This is a genomic window from Streptomyces sp. HNM0645 (assembly GCF_030056615.1).
Classification (GTDB): Bacteria; Actinomycetota; Actinomycetes; order Streptomycetales; family Streptomycetaceae; genus Streptomyces; species Streptomyces marianii.
In genome coordinates, this window is record NZ_JASHLT010000003.1 from 75,435 (window position 1) to 92,667 (window position 17,233).

The 17,233-nt window shown below is 72.2% G+C and carries 13 protein-coding genes; 5 read left to right on the forward strand and 8 right to left on the reverse strand.

The window, feature by feature from the left end; translation table 11 throughout:
- Window positions 1-2 precede the first annotated feature (2 nt).
- The 6 genes from QMZ92_RS02670 to QMZ92_RS02695 all read right to left on the reverse strand — a co-directional run bounded on the left by QMZ92_RS02670 (window position 3) and on the right by QMZ92_RS02695 (window position 8,542).
- Window positions 3-1,376: a nitrate/nitrite transporter gene (locus QMZ92_RS02670; RefSeq protein ID WP_283295595.1), complete on the reverse strand. Its 1,374-nt coding sequence runs from the start codon at window positions 1,374-1,376 to the stop codon at window positions 3-5.
- Between the two features lie 97 nt (window positions 1,377-1,473).
- Window positions 1,474-2,910, reverse strand: coding sequence for a nitrosuccinate lyase (locus tag QMZ92_RS02675; protein ID WP_283295709.1), 1,437 nt, complete (start codon window positions 2,908-2,910; stop codon window positions 1,474-1,476).
- A gap of 77 nt (window positions 2,911-2,987) precedes the next feature.
- Window positions 2,988-4,967, reverse strand: a complete 1,980-nt coding sequence (locus QMZ92_RS02680; RefSeq protein ID WP_283295596.1) for an FAD/NAD(P)-binding protein — start codon at window positions 4,965-4,967, stop codon at window positions 2,988-2,990.
- A 152-nt stretch (window positions 4,968-5,119) separates the two neighbouring features.
- Window positions 5,120-6,685 carry a class I adenylate-forming enzyme family protein gene (locus tag QMZ92_RS02685; RefSeq protein ID WP_283295597.1) on the reverse strand — a complete coding sequence of 522 codons (1,566 nt, stop codon included), beginning with the start codon at window positions 6,683-6,685 and terminating at the stop codon, window positions 5,120-5,122.
- 110 nt (window positions 6,686-6,795) lie between these two features.
- Window positions 6,796-7,347 carry an SRPBCC family protein gene (locus tag QMZ92_RS02690; RefSeq protein WP_283295598.1) on the reverse strand — a complete coding sequence of 184 codons (552 nt, stop codon included), beginning with the start codon at window positions 7,345-7,347 and terminating at the stop codon, window positions 6,796-6,798.
- A gap of 217 nt (window positions 7,348-7,564) precedes the next feature.
- The gene (locus tag QMZ92_RS02695; RefSeq protein ID WP_283295599.1) at window positions 7,565-8,542 is read right to left on the reverse strand and encodes an NADPH:quinone reductase; all 978 of its coding nucleotides are present in this window, start codon (window positions 8,540-8,542) and stop codon (window positions 7,565-7,567) included.
- A gap of 134 nt (window positions 8,543-8,676) precedes the next feature.
- On the opposite strand from QMZ92_RS02695, the gene QMZ92_RS02700 reads away from it, so the two are divergent.
- The 5 genes from QMZ92_RS02700 to QMZ92_RS02720 all read left to right on the forward strand — a co-directional run bounded on the left by QMZ92_RS02700 (window position 8,677) and on the right by QMZ92_RS02720 (window position 14,201).
- On the forward strand, window positions 8,677-9,129 hold the full coding sequence (locus tag QMZ92_RS02700) for a GNAT family N-acetyltransferase (RefSeq protein WP_283295600.1): 453 nt from the start codon (window positions 8,677-8,679) through the stop codon (window positions 9,127-9,129).
- 108 nt (window positions 9,130-9,237) lie between these two features.
- The gene (locus tag QMZ92_RS02705) at window positions 9,238-9,630 is read left to right on the forward strand and encodes a hypothetical protein (RefSeq protein WP_283295602.1); all 393 of its coding nucleotides are present in this window, start codon (window positions 9,238-9,240) and stop codon (window positions 9,628-9,630) included.
- Window positions 9,631-10,266: a mycothiol-dependent nitroreductase Rv2466c family protein gene (locus QMZ92_RS02710; RefSeq protein WP_283295603.1), complete on the forward strand. Its 636-nt coding sequence runs from the start codon at window positions 9,631-9,633 to the stop codon at window positions 10,264-10,266.
- Window positions 10,267-11,517: 1,251 nt separating this feature from the next.
- Complete coding sequence (locus QMZ92_RS02715; RefSeq protein ID WP_283295604.1) at window positions 11,518-12,531, forward strand: 2OG-Fe(II) oxygenase family protein; 1,014 nt, start codon at window positions 11,518-11,520, stop codon at window positions 12,529-12,531.
- Between the two features lie 146 nt (window positions 12,532-12,677).
- Window positions 12,678-14,201, forward strand: a complete 1,524-nt coding sequence (locus tag QMZ92_RS02720; protein WP_283295605.1) for an FAD-binding oxidoreductase — start codon at window positions 12,678-12,680, stop codon at window positions 14,199-14,201.
- Window positions 14,202-14,367: 166 nt separating this feature from the next.
- Here the strand turns inward: QMZ92_RS02720 and QMZ92_RS02725 are convergent, their stop codons facing one another.
- Together QMZ92_RS02725 and QMZ92_RS02730 are read right to left on the reverse strand one after the other, a co-directional pair.
- On the reverse strand, window positions 14,368-15,012 hold the full coding sequence (locus QMZ92_RS02725; protein WP_283295606.1) for a TetR family transcriptional regulator: 645 nt from the start codon (window positions 15,010-15,012) through the stop codon (window positions 14,368-14,370).
- A gap of 102 nt (window positions 15,013-15,114) precedes the next feature.
- Entirely contained in the window at window positions 15,115-17,199 is a 2,085-nt protein-coding gene (locus tag QMZ92_RS02730; protein ID WP_502961979.1) for a HelD family protein, read from the reverse strand.
- Window positions 17,200-17,233 lie beyond the last annotated feature (34 nt).

The window sequence follows — 17,233 nt, forward strand, 5'->3', positions numbered from 1 at the left end:
CCTCAGTGGACACGGAGGGCCTCCTTGCGCGGCGCGACGGCCGGCGACCGGGTCAGGCCGTCCCGGAGGTACACCGTCCGGAGCACTACCGCGCACACCGCGTAGAAGGCGAGGAAGGCGTAGAACGCGGGTTCACCGGTGCCGAGGGAGCCGTACGCGGACCGGAACGCCAGGTTGATGGCGACCCCGCCGAGCGCGCCCACCGCTCCGGCGATGCCGATCACCGCGCCGGAGAGCCGGCGGGCCCTCGCGAAGGCCTCGGCGGCGTCCCGGCCCGAGGTGACCGCGTTCTCCGCCTGCCGGGCGAACACCGAGGGGATCATCTTGTACGTCGAGCCGTTGCCGATGCCGCTCATCACGAACAGGACGCTGAACCCCGCCACGAACAGCGGGAACGAGGCCGCGTGGGTCGCCCAGAGGAGTACCACGATGCTCGCGGCCATGCCGGCGAAGCTCCACAGGGTGACCCTCGCGCCACCGCACCGGTCGGCGAGGCGGCCGCCGAACGGACGTGTCACCGAGCCCAGGAGCGGACCGAGGAAGGTGAACGAGGCGGCCTCCAGCGGTGTGGACCCGAACTGGGACTGCAGGACCAGCCCGAAGGCGAAGCCGAAGCCGATGAACGATCCGAAGGTGCCCACGTAGAGCAGGGAGATCCACCATGTGTGGAGGTCGCGGGCCGCCTCCCGCTGAGCGCCGCGCTCGGTGCGCACCATCGCGACGTTGTCCATCCGCAGGGTCGCGAGCAGCGATGCCAGGACGATCAGGGGCAGATAGAAACCGGCGACGTACGCCGGGTGGGTGTCGCCGACCGTGGAGATCACCAGCAGGCCGAGCAACTGCACGACCGCGACCCCGAGGTTGCCGGCGCCCGCGTTCAGGCCGAGGGCCCAGCCCTGGTGCCGCTGCGGGTAGAAGGCGGTGATGTTCCGCATCGACGAGGCGAAGTTGCCGCCGCCGAGACCGGCGCTCGCGCCGATCAGCAGGAAGATCCACAACGGGGTGCCCGGGCGCTGCACGAAGTACGTCGTGAGCGAGGCGGGCACCAGGAGCACGGCCGTGGAGAACACCGTCCAGTTGCGCCCGCCGAAACGGGTCACCGCATAGCTGTACGGCAACCGGAGCAGCGCGCCGACCAGCACCGGAACGACCACGAGCAGGAACTTCTCGTCGGCCGCGAAACCGAGGCCGATCTCGTCCGACAGGAACAGCGCCAGGACCGACCACATGCTCCATACCGAGAAGCCGATGTGCTCGGAGAGAACGGAGAGCACCAGGTTGCGGCGGGCGATCCGCTTGCCGGTGCGCTCCCACTTTTCCTCGTTCTCCGGATCCCAGCCCTCGATCCATCGTCCGGAGACACGTCCGGTGGTCATCTTCTCCTCGGCTTTCCACGCGGCTTCCACGCGTATTTCCACGATTGGGGAGCCCGCCCCCGCGCGTGCCGACGCACCGGGGCGGGACGGAAGGGCGTCATGCGCGCAGGGCGCGGTCCACCAGGGCGGAGGCTGCGCCGGTGTACCCGGCGGGATCGCAGAGCGCGGCGAGTCCGTCGCCGGTGATCCCCTCCGGCAGGTCGGGCAGCGCCCGGAGCACCTCGGCCAGCGGCCGGCCGGTGCGGGTGGCCGTCGCGGTGGCGTCGGTCAGGAGCCGCTTGGCCGGCGCCTTGCCGATCAGCGGGGCGAGTACGGCCGCGATCCGCTCCGACACCACCTGGCTGCCGGTCAGGCCGAGGTTCTCGCGCATTCGCCTGGGCCGCACCTCCAGGCCCGCGGTGAGCTCCACGGCCGTGTGGGCAGCGCCGCCGGTCAGCCGCAGACACTCCCGCAGCAGTTGCCACTCGGCGTGCCAGGCACCCGCGGAGCGCTCGTCCTCGGAGACCAGGCACTGCGTCAAGCCGGATGCGATAACCGGGACTTGGAGCGCGGCGCTGCGCACCAGCGTGGCCAGCACCGGGTTGCGCTTGTGCGGCATCGCCGACGAGCTGCCCCGCCCCGCCGCACCGGGCTCGGCGATCTCCCCCACCTCGGTCCTGGCCAGCGACTGCACATCGACGGCGATCTTGCCCAGCGCACCGGCCGTGAAGCCGAGCGCGGCCGCCAGATCGGCCATCGGCGTACGCAGCGCGTGCCAGGGCAGCACCGGAGGGGTCAGACCCGTCTCCTTGGCGAACGCGTCCACCAGACGGTCCAGATACGCGCCGGGCTCGGGTCGGAGCCCTCCTGCGCCGATCGCCGCGTACTCCAGATAGCCGGCGAGCGTGCCGGCCGCCCCGCCGAGGGAGACGGGCAGTCCGTCCGACTGCACCCGGCCCAGACGCCGCTCCGCGTCCAGCAGCAGCTGGCGCCAGCTCACCGCCCGCAGGCCGAAGGTGGTGGGCACGGCGTGCAGCCCGAGCGTACGGCTCACCGCCGGGGTGTCCCGGTGCTCGGCGGCGAGCGTGCCCAACGCGGCGGCCGCCGACCGCAGGTCGGCACGGATGATCCCCAGCGCCCGGTCGGCGACCAGCATCGCGCCGGTGTCGAGGATGTCCTGGCTGGTCGAGCCGCGGTGCACGTACTCGGCGGCTGCCGGGTCGTCGGCCGCCACCACCGCGGTCAGGGCCTGTACCAGACCGACCACCGGATTCGCTGTTTCCCGGGCGGCGAGCGCCAGGGCCCGCAGATCGAGCCGGTCGGCGCGGGCCGCCGCCGTGATGGCGTCGGCGGCCCGCTGCGGCAGCGTGCCGAGCCCGGCCTGCGCCCGGGCGAGGGCGGCCTCGGCGTCCAGCATGGCCTGCAGCCACGCCGTGTCGCTGACGGCCGCCTCCACTGGGGTGCCGGCCCGGACCGGGGAGAGCAGCCCGGCGTCGGCGAGCGCCTCCGGTGCCGCCGGCCGGCCGGCCGCGGGGCGCGCTCCGGCCGGTGGCAGTGCGGTGCGGGCGGAGCGCGCCCCGGCCGCGGGCGCGCCGTTCGTCTCGTGCGCGGTCCCCGGTGCCGGGAGCCGGGTCACACGATCACCCCGAACAGGTCGTTGTCCGTCTCCATCGGCCGGACCGCGCTGGGGACACTGGCGGCCGGGGGGAGGCTCAGGACGGTCCGTGCGATCGCGTCCGAGTCGCCGATGGTGACGGAGTCCACCCCCGGCCGGATACCGGCCGCCGTCACCCAGTGCACCGACTCGGTGGGCACACCGTAGGCGAACCGCCGCGGGTGGGCGTGGCCCTTGCCGTCGAGCAGCCGGTAGGGCCGTTCGGTGACGGCGAGACCTCCGGTCTCGTACTCGGTGCCCGCCTCGCCCTTGATGCGGAACGGTGTCGCCTGGTCGGTGTCGAGCAGGTGCCGGAGCAGCGGGTCGTCGGTGCGGCGCAGGTCGGGCTCCGGCAGCCGCGCCTCGATCAGCGTGGTGGCGCGGATCGCCTCGCCCGGCACCACGGTGGAGTGGGCCACGTACACCTGGGCGGCGGTGTCGATGCGGACCTGGGTGCCGGGGCCCGTCACGGTGAGCAGGCCCGCCTCGATCAGTGCGATCATCTCCTCGATCCGGGAGGCCGGCGGGCCGATCGACAGGAAGGCGTTGAGCGGTGTGTACCAGCCCTCCAGGTCGTCCCGGTGAGAGTTGCCCTCCAGCCCACCGTGGTCGACGGCGAGCCGGATCTCGTTGCGCAGATCGCGCAGTACGTCGAGGGCGGCCTTCACGGGTCCTGAGACGTTGCCCGCCCGGGAGTGCTCGACATCGAGCCGCAGGTACCGGAGCAGCCAGTCCGTGAAGTCGTCGCGGTCCGCGAACCGTCTCTCCCCGTAGGGCCGCGAGAGCTTCTTCCAGTCCCACCGGTCGTCCGCGCCCAGGCCGTACTCGGCGAGCAGGGCCCCGGCGTCCGCGTCCGGGGCCAGCGACAGGAACCGCTCGGTGAAACTCTCGCGGAGCCGACCCTCCCCGCGGCCGGTGAGGAGCGCTCCGTAGTAGACGCTCTGCACCTCGCGGGAGATCAGCGGCCACAGGTCGACGGTGAAGTTGACCGGGACGCCGTCCGCCGCGCGCTCACGCAGTTCGGCGATGTACTCGGGTGTGAGCAACCGCGGGAAGTAGCGGCCGGTGGCGCCCTTCTGGTTCTCGCCCCGGGCGTGGTAGGGCACACCGCGGCGCGAGAAGGCGAACAGGCGCGGCTCCCTGCCCGACGCCCGGTACACCAGACGGCCGTCCACGCGCTCGAAGCTGCCGCCCCGGCCCAGGGTGAACAGGGCCATGTGGTCGAAGAAGTTGAGGCCGAGGCCGCGCAGCAGCACGTTCTCGCCGGGTTCGATGCCGTCGAGCGGCAGATCCGCCGGATTGGCGGGGGTGATGTAGGTGAGGTGGTGGATCCGGGCCAGGCTCGCGGTGCGCGCCTCGCGGGCCGAGAGCCTGGCAGGCACATGGCCCTGTGCCATCACGATGGCGTCCAGTTCGTTGAGCCGGGTGCCGTCCTCCAGGCGTATGCCCTGCGGACCTCCCGGCACGCCGTGGGTGTCGGCCATGGCGACCGCGCGCGAGCGGTGGACCCTGACCTCCGTGTGGGCGGGGGCGTTCGCCACCACCCGCTGGAAGCAGTCGTGCAGATAGCGGCCGTAGAAGGCGCGGGTGGGGTAGGCGTCGGGGCCGAGGCGCTCCGCCTCGGCGAGCACCTCGGCGTCGTGGTCCGCCGGGTCGCCGAGCAGGGCCAGGCTCTTGGCCCACTCGTACAGGCTCGGGCCCGGCTCGACGGGTCCCTCGATGGTGGCGCTGTCGTCGGTGAAGACGGTGATCTGGGACGCGACGGTGTTCATCAGCAGATGCTGCGACTGCTCAGGACGCCAGACGTTGCCGGCCCCCGGGGCCGAGGGGTCGACGACGTGGACGGTGACGGTCCGGTGCGTCGGCCGGTGGCGCTCGTTGGCCAGCAGCCGCTCCAGGACCGACAGACCACGTGGCCCGGCTCCGACGATGCAGACTTCGAGGCGGGTTCCGTTCATGAAAAGGCTCCGTTTCGGGGCACACTGCTACGAGTCACTGCTACGAGTCACTGCTTCGGGTCACCGCTGCGGGACACCGCCAGGCGGCGGCCGGTGCGTGGGACACCGGCCGCGGCTGCGAGCAGGAGGAGACAGAGGGGGAAGCGGCTGTTCTATGCCGCGCCGGACGTCAGCAGCCTGGCCAGCTCAAGACGCTTGATCTTGGTGGTGGCCGTCTGGGGCAGGTCTTCCAGACGCCACTGCACGGGCTCGGCGAGCGCCGGGAGGTCGACGACCGCGGTCTTCCAGGCGATCGGGTCGAGCGGCTGGTTCTCGCGGGTGCACACCACCGGCACCGGGCGGTTGTCCGCACCGGGCACGATGATGACCTCGATGAGCTCGGGCAGCCGGGTGAACAGCTTGTCCTCGATCTCGAGGGTGGACTGCACTCCGGGGATCTCGTCGACCTCACGGTCGAGCAGGTGCAGACAGCCCAGTCTGGTGCGGTAACCGACGTCGCCCATGCGCCACCAGCCGTCGTGCACCTGCTTCTGCCAGCGCTCGTGTTCGCCGAGGTAGGTGACGATCCTGCCGTCGCTCCTGACCTCGATGAACCCGGGGTTCTCCTTGCTGGGCGGGTTGCCGTCGCGGCTGACCACGCGTACCCCGGTCATGCCGGGGAAGGGCACCCCGACACAGCGGCCGTTGAAGTCGGCGCCGTCCTTGAGGGAGTAGGTCCTGGCCGCGATCGGGCCGACTTCGCTCTGGCCGTACGCCTGGGCGAACCGGCGGCCCTTCCGGCGGGAGGCCTGCAGCAGGCGGTTGACGGTGCGCGGGTGGATCGCGTCGAAGGTGCTGGAGAAGTACTTGACGTTTGCGAGCGGACCGCGGGGGTCGTCGGCGAGCACCTCCCAGCGCAGGAACGTGTTGGGGTGGGCCTCGATGAAGCCGGGCGGAACCTGGCTGAACAGCTCGCCCACGGTCGCCGGGTCGTCGTCCCGCAGGATGATCAGCGGGTGTCCCTGAAGGATCGAGATCGGCATCGCGGTGAACATCCGCGAGTGCACGAACGACACGTGCACGGCGATCGGTTCGCGCTTCGCCACCGCCGTGGCCACCACGGCGGCCTGCGGGCGGTAGCGGGCCTGGAAGCTGAGACCGGTGTGTACGGCCAGCTTCGGCGTACCGGTGGTGCCGGAGGTGTGCGTGATCAGCGTCGGGTGGTCGACCGGCATCGCGACCGCGGGCACCCGCTCCACCCCGGCGAGCGAGGCGAGGGTGGTGGCGCCCTCGTGCTCTCCGCCGGCCAGCAGCACCGTGCGGGAGAGCCCGAAGACCTCGGCCGGCAGATCGTTGTCGAGCTTGTCCTGGTCGGTCACGAGGAACGGCTGCCCGACCCGGCGCAGCAGCTCGGCCACGGTGGCGCCGTCGAGCTTCGGGGACAGCAGCACCGGGATGGCGCCGGTCCGCGCGACGGCACAGGCCAACAGGGAGATGTCGAAGTTGTCGCTCTTGTGCACCACGACGTGGTCGCCGGGACGGACCTGGGCGGCCCACAGCCGGGACGCGAAATCGTCCACCAGGTCGGCCAGTTCGGTCAGCGTGGAGCGGCGTGCGAGCTGCGGGGCGATGTCCAGGTCGTGGTCGAGGACCACGAAGTTCGCCGGGTGCCGAGCCGCGGCTCTTTCGAAGAGCGTGCCGAGGCGGATTCCCTTGCTTCCTATTCGCTGGAGAAACATGTACCCGATCTCTCGTCCATGACTGTGGATTTCGTCAATTGATGGGGGAGGGGCGGGAGGGGCGCGGAGATTCCCCGAACCGCCGCTGCGCGTCGAGATCCCGAGGCGCGTCAGTTCTTCTCGATGACGTTCCTGATACGGCTCAGGGTGTCGTCGAGGTCCTGCTCCAGCTTTGCTGTCCAGTCGTACACGAACCGTTTGCGGGCGCCCTCGTCGAGAGTCTCGACGATCTTGTGGATACCGGCGGTCGCTCTGCCCATCCGGAAGTGGTGGATCAGCCACGAGGTGCCGTCGCCGGCATCCTCGATGTCGAAGCCCCAGATGGACTCCTGGTCCTCCCGGGCGTGGGTGAGCATCATCCAGCGGAAGGTCCTGCCGGGCTCCGCGGCGACCACGCGGGCCTCCGTGTGCCAGGTGCCGCGAACCAGCGGTGCCCAGCCGACCACGTCCTCGCCGCGCAGGTTCTCGCCGCGGAAGACCGAGCCGACGGCCGACGGTGGGCCGCTTATCCACTCACCGCCCATGCACTCGGGGCTCCACTCCTTGCTCCGGGTGAGGTCGCTGACGACGGCGTAGATTTCCGCAGGAGACGCGGAAACCTGAATGCGGGCGTCGAGTTCGAAGAGCGGAGAATTGTTGATGACGCTTTCTTCGGTGGTCATGGCGGCAATCCTGCCGACGGCTGCGAAGAACCGTCAATCAAGGATTTCCGGGTCCGTCAAGTCGAATTCAGGACGCTCTGCGGCTGTTCGGCTCGGCATGACAGGCGGTGACCTCGCGGTGCCTTGGCCGTTCTTCCGGGTGCACTTCGCCTGTTCGGCGGTGCACTTCGCTTGCCCAGCGGTCCACTTCGCTTGTTCGGCGGTGCACCTCGCTGGTTCAGCGGTGCACTCCGAGCACCAGCTTGCCCCGGACCTTGCCCTCGTCGAGCCGGCGGTGCGCCTCGGCCGCCTCGCTCAGCGGCAGCACGTCCGTGGCGCGGGGGCGCAAGTGCCCCGACGCGAGAAGCCCGTTGATGCCCCGGGCGGCAGCGGCGAGCTGGGCGGTGTCGGCGTGCGAGATGGCGAAGCCGTGGACCGAGCGGTCCATCAGGTAGAGCGGCCCCACCGGCAGTACCGGCCGGGTTCTCAGCCCTGCCAGCAGGACCAGCCTGCCCCGGCTCGCCAGCAGGTCCACCGCGGTGTCGAGGTCGTTGCGCCCCGAGGTGTCGACATGGAGGTCGACCCCTGCCGGAGCGGCTGTGCGGATCCTGTCCGCGACATCGCTGTGCCGGTAGTCGACGACCTCGTCGGCGCCGAGCGAGCGGACGTAGTCCTCGTCCCGGCCGGAGGCGACGGCGATCACCCGGGCTCCGGCCCTGGCCGCCATCGTCACGATCGCGCTGCCGACGTTGCCGCCCGCGCCGAGCACGGCGACGGTCTCACCGGCCCGCAGCCTTCCGTGGGCGAACAGGGCCAGATGGGCGGTGGCGGCCGGGTGCGCCAGGGCCACGGCCGCGACCGGGTCGGCCCCTTCGGGCAGGTGGTAGAGCCGGTCAGCGGCCACCACGGCCTGTTCGGCGGCGGCCCCTTGGCGGCCGTCGTGACCCAGGCTGTTGCACCAGACGCGGTCGCCGGGGCGGAAGCCGGGGGCGCCGGGGCCCACGGCGGCGACGGTGCCGACCAGGTCGCGACCGATCACGAAGGGGAACTCGAGCGGAGTGCGCCATGCTCCGGAGCGGACGAAGCCGTCCACGTGGTTGACCGCGGTGACCTCGACGTCGACGAGGACGTCGTTCGGACCGGGTACGGGCGGGGGAAGCTCACCGTGGCGAATGACGTCCGGTGAGCCGAGCTGGGTGATGAAAGCGGCACGCATGCGCCGGAGTCTGGCATCGGCGCACCTGTACGGACGGTTCCGGCCGCACAACCGGGGACGGTCCGTCAGGTCCGTCGCTTGGTGTGTCAACTCGGGCTGCGGAAGCCCTGGTTCAGGCCCGTAGGCTGCCCGCCATGACACCCTCGCCGATGCGGTACACGTCCGACGTGGCACCCGAAGACCCGCGCTTCTCCTCGGACGTGCGCCCCCTGCTGCGCGTCCTGCGCCCCGCCTTGACGGACGCGGCCGCCGATGCCTTCGCACACGAGGCACACCGTCAGGGTCTGGTCTTCACGGCCGCGTACGAGGCCTCCGGCCGCTGTCTCGGCGTGGGCAGCCACCGTGTGCTGGCCACCAGCAGGGGTCGGGTGCTGTTCATCGACGACCTGGTCACCGACCCGTTCCAGCGAGGTGCCGGCACCGGTGCCTTCCTGGTCGGCGAGCTGACGTCACGTGCCGTCCGAGCAGGCTGCGTCCGCATCGAACTCGACTCCGGGGTCGCCAACCACGACGCCCACCGCTTCTACCACGCCCACCGCATGCGCATCGCCGCCCTCCACTTCGCCGTGGACGTCCCGTCCCCCTGATCGGCCGCCGCACTTCGCCACGCCTTGGTCCTTCCTTGACCGCCCGCGCCGACGGTGAGGACCGCGGCCGTCCGGCCGTACGACGACAGGAAGCGACATCACCACATGATGACGGAGACCACGGAGACCACGAAGACCGCGGGAAGCTCTGCCGCGGTCGCCGCCCCGGCCGGCGTCACCCCGGACGCCCTGCGCCGACAAGTGGCGCTGCTGGCGGAGGACATGGTCGGGGGCAGGTGGGCACCCAGCCCGCTGGAGCGCCGGATCGCCGAGCTCCTGATCCTCGCCGCCGCGGGGGACGGGCAGCTCACGGAGACCCGGATACGCGCCGCCTTCTGGGAGGGTTCGTGCTCCTTCCTCCAGGACAACGGAGGCCGGCTCGCCGCGCTCCTCGGAGACCTGCTGCCGCACGTCAGCGGCACCGTTCCCGCGCCACAGGAGACCCTGACCGCTGCCCACGCCCTGCTGACGCGTACAGCGGACCACCGCGGAGGGGAATAGATGTCACCCGCGTCGAGAACCCCCGTCGACTTCTGGTTCGACCCCGTCTGCCCGTGGGCCTGGACGGCCTCCCGCTGGCTCCTGGAGGCCGCACGCCTGCGCGACCTCGACATCCGCTGGCACGTGCTGAGCCTCGCCGTTCTCAACGAAGGCAAGGAGGAGGGCCTACCGGAGCGCTACCGGAGGCTGCTCACCGAGGGCTGGCCGCCGGTGCGGGTCGTCACCGCCGTCCGGGAGAAGTTCGGAGGTGAGGCGGTCGGCCGCTTCTACACCGAACTGGGTGCCCGCATCCACCGCCAGGGACTCGGCCCGAGCCGCGCGACCCTGGCCGCCGCGCTGGCGGCGACCGACCTGCCCGCGGACCTCGTCCTCCACGCGGACCGGGACACCTACGACCTCGCGGTGCGCGCCTCCCACCAGCAGGCCATCGACCTGGTCGGCCAGGATGTGGGCACTCCGGTGGTGGCCCTGCCCGGGCCGGACGGCCGCCGGCTGGCCTTCTTCGGCCCGGTGGTCACTCCCGCACCCAGGGGTGAGGCGGCTGCCCGGTTGTGGGACGGCCTCCTCCTGGTGGCCGGGACCCCTGGCTTCTCCGAGCTCAAGCGAAGCCGCACCCGGGGCCCCGTCTTCGACTGACAGTGAGGTGCCCCCCGTCCACGCGATCGGCGGCATCGACGCCTGGGCGGTGGCTCGCGGCGGTGCTCTCGAGCGGGCGCAAGGTGCGGGTCTTGCGTTCGCGCGGTGCGGGAGTCCCGTCCGCGCGCGAGGGCACGCCGCGACGACGAGGGGCCCGGACTCCGCGGCCGGGAGTCCCGCCCGCGCGCGAGGGCACGCCGGCGACATGGCCCGGAGTGTTCCGGTTCCGCAGCCGCTGCGGGCACACGCGCCGCCGCCTGCGTCGGGTACGCGCCGAGGTCCCGTGGCCCCACCCACGGGCGTACGGTCCCACCGCCCTGTTGCCCCGGCACGCCTCGGGGGCTGCCGCTCCACACTCCGTGACCGGTGGCCGTGTGTCCGGCCACGAGGTCGTCACGGAAGGCGTGCCCCCGGTGACCTGGTCCGAATGCTCCGTGAGGGGCCGGACGGCCCGGTCGCCGTGCGCTGCCGCCGATGACGCGCACCGGCGACGAGACCCTGTCGATGTCCCGCGAGGCCGAGGGGGGCCGACTTCCGATCTGCGGGGTCTCGCCTTGCCAGTGTCGCGACCGGCTGCACGTCGTGGCGTGGGGTGCCCTGCTCCCGATCCCGCCGCCTGCGCGGGCAACCGGCCGACACGTTCCGGGCCGGGCGGCACACGCGAGGTCCCCGCCGCTTCGGCGGGGACCTCGCGCGCCCGGTGTCCGCCGTGGAGTCTCACCGGCTCCTCGTCGAAAGCCCGCCACACCGCAACGGCCGGGCCCGAGGGGCGATGCGCGCAGCCCTCGTCCGCAAGGTGGCGTCGGGCGCCGTCCGGAGAGTTCGCCCATGCGTCAACCGGCCCCAACGGCCAGTGAAGTTGCCATATCCGGCAGGCAGGGCTCGCGACCTTGCCGGTGTGTCCTTAGTGTCGGTACGGCCGGCGGTCATGGCGAGAGGTCGGTGGCGTGCGAGGCGTCGACCTGCGGGAGAACGCGGCCGGTCGCTCCGCTCCGATCGTCCGCGCGGCAGTCCGTGGCGAACGGTTCCGGCCGGTTGCTCGCGCGACGGCACGGTGGGCGTCCGGAGTCTCGCCGAGCCGTCGGTGACCGTCCGGATGGTCACCCTCCGCCGCCGTCCGGTCGAGGGGTTGAGCACCGGGGCCGCCGACTCGAGTGCCCGATGCCTCGTTCCGCGACGACGTCCGCGCCGGCGCCGACCGGACCGGGACCCGTCCCCGACCCGCCCATAAGGATTGATCAAGGACATGTCATGCTGACAGAGATCCCCCTGGGGCCGCACGGCGACCGGGAGCACATCCGCGGCGCGTTGCGCGACGGCAGCTTCCTCGTCCGAAGCGCCGTGCCGGAATCCCTCCTCGACGAGGCCCACGGATTCCTCCGTGCCTTCTTCGCCCTGCCCGCGGAGGCCAAGGCCGACTGCCGGGTGCCGGGCGGCGACGGCCAGTCCGGCTACGCCCCACCGCAGGTGGCGATCGCCGGGAAGAGCACCACTGCCGACCGCGGGGAGCTCTTCCGCTGGGGCCCCACCCTGCCGGCCGGCCACCCGCTGCGCGTCCGCTTCCCGGCCCGCTACCCGGCCCCCTACTTTCCCGACCACCTGGTACCCGGCATCGGCTCGGCGCTGCGCGAGCTGCACGGGCGCATGATGCGCTTCCAGCACGACGTGGCCCGTACTGTGGCGGGCGCCCTCGGCGCCCATCCGGACTACTTCGGCGAGATACTCGAGGACGGTCCGGTGGTCAACCGGGCCATCTGGCACCCCCCGTCGGACCCGGTGCCGTCCACGGGCCGGGTGCGGGCGGCGGAGTACCGGGACCCCGACCTGATCACCGCGCAGCCAAGGGCCACCGCCGGAGGACTCGAAGTCCTCATCGACCACGAGTGGACTCCCGTCGACGTGCCCGAGGGGTACGCCGCCGTCAACGTGGGGACTGTCCTCGACCGGCTGACCAACGGGCTCGCGCGGGCCGCGGTGCACCGGGTCGTCGCAGGCCCCGGACAGCGCGAAGGGCGCCTGTCCATCGCCCAGTTCTGTCATCCCGCACCCTGGACGACGCTCGCGCCGCTGCCGATCCCCGGCCGGGTCGAGCGCCCGCACCGCTTCCCCGCGCTCACCGCGGAGGAACTGTTCCAGCGGACCGTGTACCGCATGAGCCGCCTCGACCGCCGGTATCAGCCGATCGACCACCCGGCGCCTCTCGGAGCTGCCGCGACGGCCGGGTACGCGCGGCGCGGTCTGCGGCGCCCCGGCGACCGGATCTGACGGATTCCCGTTCCTTTCGCACCACGCCCTGGTCCCTCGCCGATCCTTCATTACGTCACCGGCGTCCCTCCTCCGCGGGGCGGCGCCGCCCCGCCCGCACCAATCGCCCCGGGCCCGCGCCCGGACAGAACGGAGTGTGTATCCACGTGATCAGCAGACGCTCGCTCATCCGCGCCGGTGCCGGCGCCACGGCCGCCGTCGCGCTCACCGCTGGAACCGGCGGGGTGATGCTGGCGCAGGCCGCCGCGGCGGTGCCCTGGCGTGAGCTGCGGGGGAGGTTGAGCGGCACCCTGGTGCTTCCGTCCGACGCCGCGTACGACACCGCCAAGCAGCTGCAACTCGCCCAGTTCGACGTGGTCCGCCCGCAGGCCGTCGCGTACTGCGCATCGGAGAACGATGTCGCCGCGTGCATCACGTTCGCGGGGGAGAACGGGATACCCGCCGCCGTCCGAAGCGGCGGTCACAGCCATGCCGGGTACTCCACCGGGCCCGGCCTCGTCATCGATCTCTCCCGGGTCAACACCGTCCGCGTCACCGGCGACACCGTGCACCTAGGCGCCGGCAGCCAGGGCGTCGACATCGTCGAGGCGCTCGCTCCCCACGGCCTCCAGGTCGCGGGCGGCACCTGCCCGACCGTCGCGACCGGCGGCTGGATCCAGGGCGGCGGACTCGGCTTCGCCTCCCGCAAGTTCGGCATGGGCTGCGACCTGCTGGAGTCGGCGAGGGTCGTGCTCGCCGACGGCCGTGTCGTGACGGCCTCACGGTACGAGCACCGCGATCTGTTCTGGGCGTTGCGCGGAGGAGGCGGCGGCAATTTCGGCGTCGTCACCGACTTCGAGGTGCGGCCCGTCCGCATCCCCACCCTCACCACGTACAACCTCAACTTCCGCTGGGCGGACGCGACCCGGGTGATCCTGGCCTGGCAGGAGTGGATGGCCACCTCTCCCAGGGAGCTTGCATCCGAGCTGATGTTCCTGCTCTCCACCGACGCTCCCGCGGGTACCGAGCCCAACGTCGTCCTCACCGGGGCCTTCCACGGCTCCGAGGCGGACTGCGACCGGGTCCTCGACCGGTTGGTGGCCGCCGCGGCACCCACCATCAGCCGCGAGTCCGCCGAGCTCCCCTACCGGCAGGCGATGACGGGCGTCTTCGGTTGCGGGGACAAGACCGTCCCTCAATGCCACCGCGTGGGCTACTCGCCCGAGGCGCAGTTGTCCCGCGACAACCACACCACGCAGCGCAACCAGTTCTTCGCCGAACCCTGGACCTGCACCGCCGCCGAGGCGGCTCTCCGTGCCTTCACGGCAGAGCCGACGCCCGGTCAGTTCCGGTTCATGGGCTTCTTCCCGTACGGGGGGAGGATCAACGAAGTCGCCTCCACAGCCACGGCGTTCGTGCACCGGGACGCGCTGTTCAACGTCGGCCTCGCGGTCGGCCTGAACCGTCCGGACCCCGCACAGGCCGCCAAGGACCGTGCCCGGGCCTGGGTGGACGGCGGCTTCGGTGACCTCGCCCCGTACTCCAACCACCGCTCGTACCAGAACTACATGGACCCGGCGCTGACCAACTGGCGCGAGGCGTACTACGGCCACAACTACGCCCGGCTGCGGGCCGTCAAGAAGACCTATGACCCGCATCGGTTCTTCCGCTTCGCCCAGGGCATCGACTGATCCGCCGCACCGGAACCCCGCCGGGGCGGCCGAGGGGGAGAAGCCACCGGCCGGCCACGACGTCGGTGCCGAAGGCCAGGGCTCACGGCTTCACCGGCTGCCTCAACCTCCCGTCGGGGGCGCCGCATGAGCCCGTGCCGTCGCCTCGGCGCCGTGCTCGGCGGGCTCACTTCTGCGGGGCGACGCCGGCCAGGCCCTGGCGCAGCAGGCCGTAGGCGTGGTCGGCGTCGGCCACCGCCTCGGGGTGGACCTCGTCGGCGGACCGGCCGGCGACGATGCGCTGCCAGTTCACCGACGCCAGGATGCGCTCGGTGGCGATGACCTGGCCGGCCAGCAGGGCAGCCGTGATCTCGCGGTCGGAGTCGAGCGCGTCGACCAGGGCCCGGGCGAGCGCCTCCTCGGCCCGGGCCAGGTACCGGCTGACGCGCGCCACCAGGCTCGGCGTGGAGTACACGAGGTGGTGGAAGGCGAGAACGTCCTCGTCGTCGTTGAGCCCCGTGATGGGGTCCCGGGCCGCGAGCCCGTCCCGGAAGTGCCGGTGCAGGGCGTCGATCGCGGACACCCCCGGGGGCCGTTCGGCCACGACGGTGCTGCTCATCGTCTGGTGGTCGGCGAACCGGTGGACGACCAGGTCTTCCTTGGTGGGGAAGTACTTGAACAGTGTGGGTTTGGAGACCTCGGCCGCGACCGCGACGTCGGCGACCGAGACCTGGTCGAACCCGTGCTCAAGGAAGAGCGTGATCGCCGCGGCGGAGATCGTCTCCCGCGTTCGCTGCTTCTTGCGCTCCCGCAAGCCCGTCGGGGCGTTCACCGGGGCATCCTAACGCATCTACTACCAGGGCAATCGGCTGATCAGGTGCGAGAACCGACCCGGACGGGGAACCGGGCCGCAGGTCTCGGCCGCCTGGCGGTGTCAGGCGGCGAGCGGCTCCGGCAGCGGCCGGGCGTGCAGCACGTCGAGCCGGGAGACCGCCCGCGTCACCACGACGTACAGCCGGTGCAGCCCTCGCGGTTCGGACTCGACGATCGAGGCAGGCTCCACGACGACGACATGGTCGTACTCGAGCCCCTTGACCCACGTCGCGGGCATTACCGTCACCCGGGCGTCCGTGGCGATCTCCTCCCCGGCCGCGGTCTCGATGCCGGCCCCACGCAGGGCCGCCGACGTGGCAGCCACGTCGCGATCGGCGGCGATGACGGCGACCGAGCCCTCGCGGTCGAGTGCCGCGCGCACCGCGGACACGGCGCCGGCCGTCACATCGCCGACCTCGCGGATCGTCAGCTCGCCGTCCCGCCGCAGCGAGCGGGCCGGCGGCACCTCCACGCCGAGGGCACCCACCAGCCGGTTGGCCAGCTCCATCACGGCAGCGGGGACGCGGAGGCCGGTGGTCAACGGGACGACCGTGGCCTGTGCCTTGCCCAGGTGCCGCAGTTGCTCCTGCCAGCTCCGTGCCGACCAGGGCGCGGTGGCCTGGGCCAGGTCGCCCAGCACCGTGATCGATCCGAAGACGCTGCGCCGCCCGATCGCCCGGCACTCCATCGGCGACAGGTCCTGGGCCTCGTCCACGACCACATGGCCGTAGCCCTCCGGGCGCTCGATGAGCCCCGCCACTTCGTCCAGGAGCAGCATGTCCTCGGCTGACCACGCGACGGTCTTCGCCGACCGAGGGGGCTCGGACCAGAGCAGAGCGGCCTGTTCGCCCGTGTCGAACAGCCCTTGCGCCGCTGCTGCCAGCACCGCCCGGTCGCTCAGCAGCGTGGCCACCACCTCCTCCGGCCGCACCGACGGCCAGACGGCCTCCAGGAGCGCCGCCACCGGTTTCGACCGGCCGATCCTCCTGCTCCACGTGACGCTCCTCGGGCCGGCCCGCCGCTCGGCCTGCTGCTGGATCAGCATCACCACGCGGGTGCGCACATGCTCGCGGCCCACGGCGTACGGAACCCCCATGGCCCGTACCTCCTCGACGACCCGGGTCAGTTCGCCCGTGCCGACCCGCCAGCGGTACGACCCGTCCGTGACGGCGACGGACTCCTCGGGGTGCCTGATCCGGGCGTGCAGTGCCCGTTCGAGAACGGTGGCCATCCTGGCGCTGTGCTTCAGGGCGCGGGCCTCCTCGCCGTCGCCCCGTCGGACCGGGTGCCGGGTGACCACGTCCTCCACCGTGAGCTGGGCGACGTCGATCTCGCCGAGCGAGGGCAGCACCTCCGAGATGTAGCGGAGGAAGGTCCGGTTCGGACCGATGACCAGCAGACCGCTGCGCCGCAGCCGTTCGGGGAAGGTGTAGAGCAGATACGCGGCCCGGTGCAGCCCGACGGCTGTCTTGCCGCTCCCCGGTGCCCCCTGGACGCAGACGGACTCGGTCAACCCGGCTCGCACCAGGTCGTCCTGCTCCGGCTGGATGGTGGCGACGATGTCGCGCATCGGGCCCAGGCGGGGCCGCTCGATCTCGGCGGCGACGATGGTGCTCGCCGCGTCGCCGCCGGCCCGTCGGCCCAGGTGCTCGTCCTCCAGCCCGGTGAGATCCTCCGGGGCGCCGTGGCTCGACGGCGCCCAGCCGAACCGACGCCGCACCGAGACACCGCGCGGCTCCAGGGCGCTCGCCTGGTAGTAGGTCCGCGCGACCGGGGCGCGCCAGTCGATCACCAGAGGCGGTGCGGCCGGCTGTTCCGAGACGCGCCTGCGGCCGATGTGGTACCGCTGCCGCCGGTGGTCGCCCGCGGCCTCCGCGTCCTCGAAGTCGAGACGGCCGAAGAACAGAGGGCCGTCGGGCTCCTCGGCCATCCGTCGCGCGCGGGTGCGCAGATACCGTCCGAGCGCCTCCGCGCCCGCGCCGTCGCCCGACACGTCCTGGCCGGCGACGACCTGGCGGTCCGCGTCCTCCATCTGACGGTTCATCGCCTCCCGGCACATCGCGACATACGCGCGCTCCACGGCGAGTTCGCCGCCGAGCCCGGCCGAGTCCCGGGTGCCGGAGGGGTCCTGGACGTGTGACGTCATCGATCGAGACCTTTCGGTGGCGATGGTGTGCACC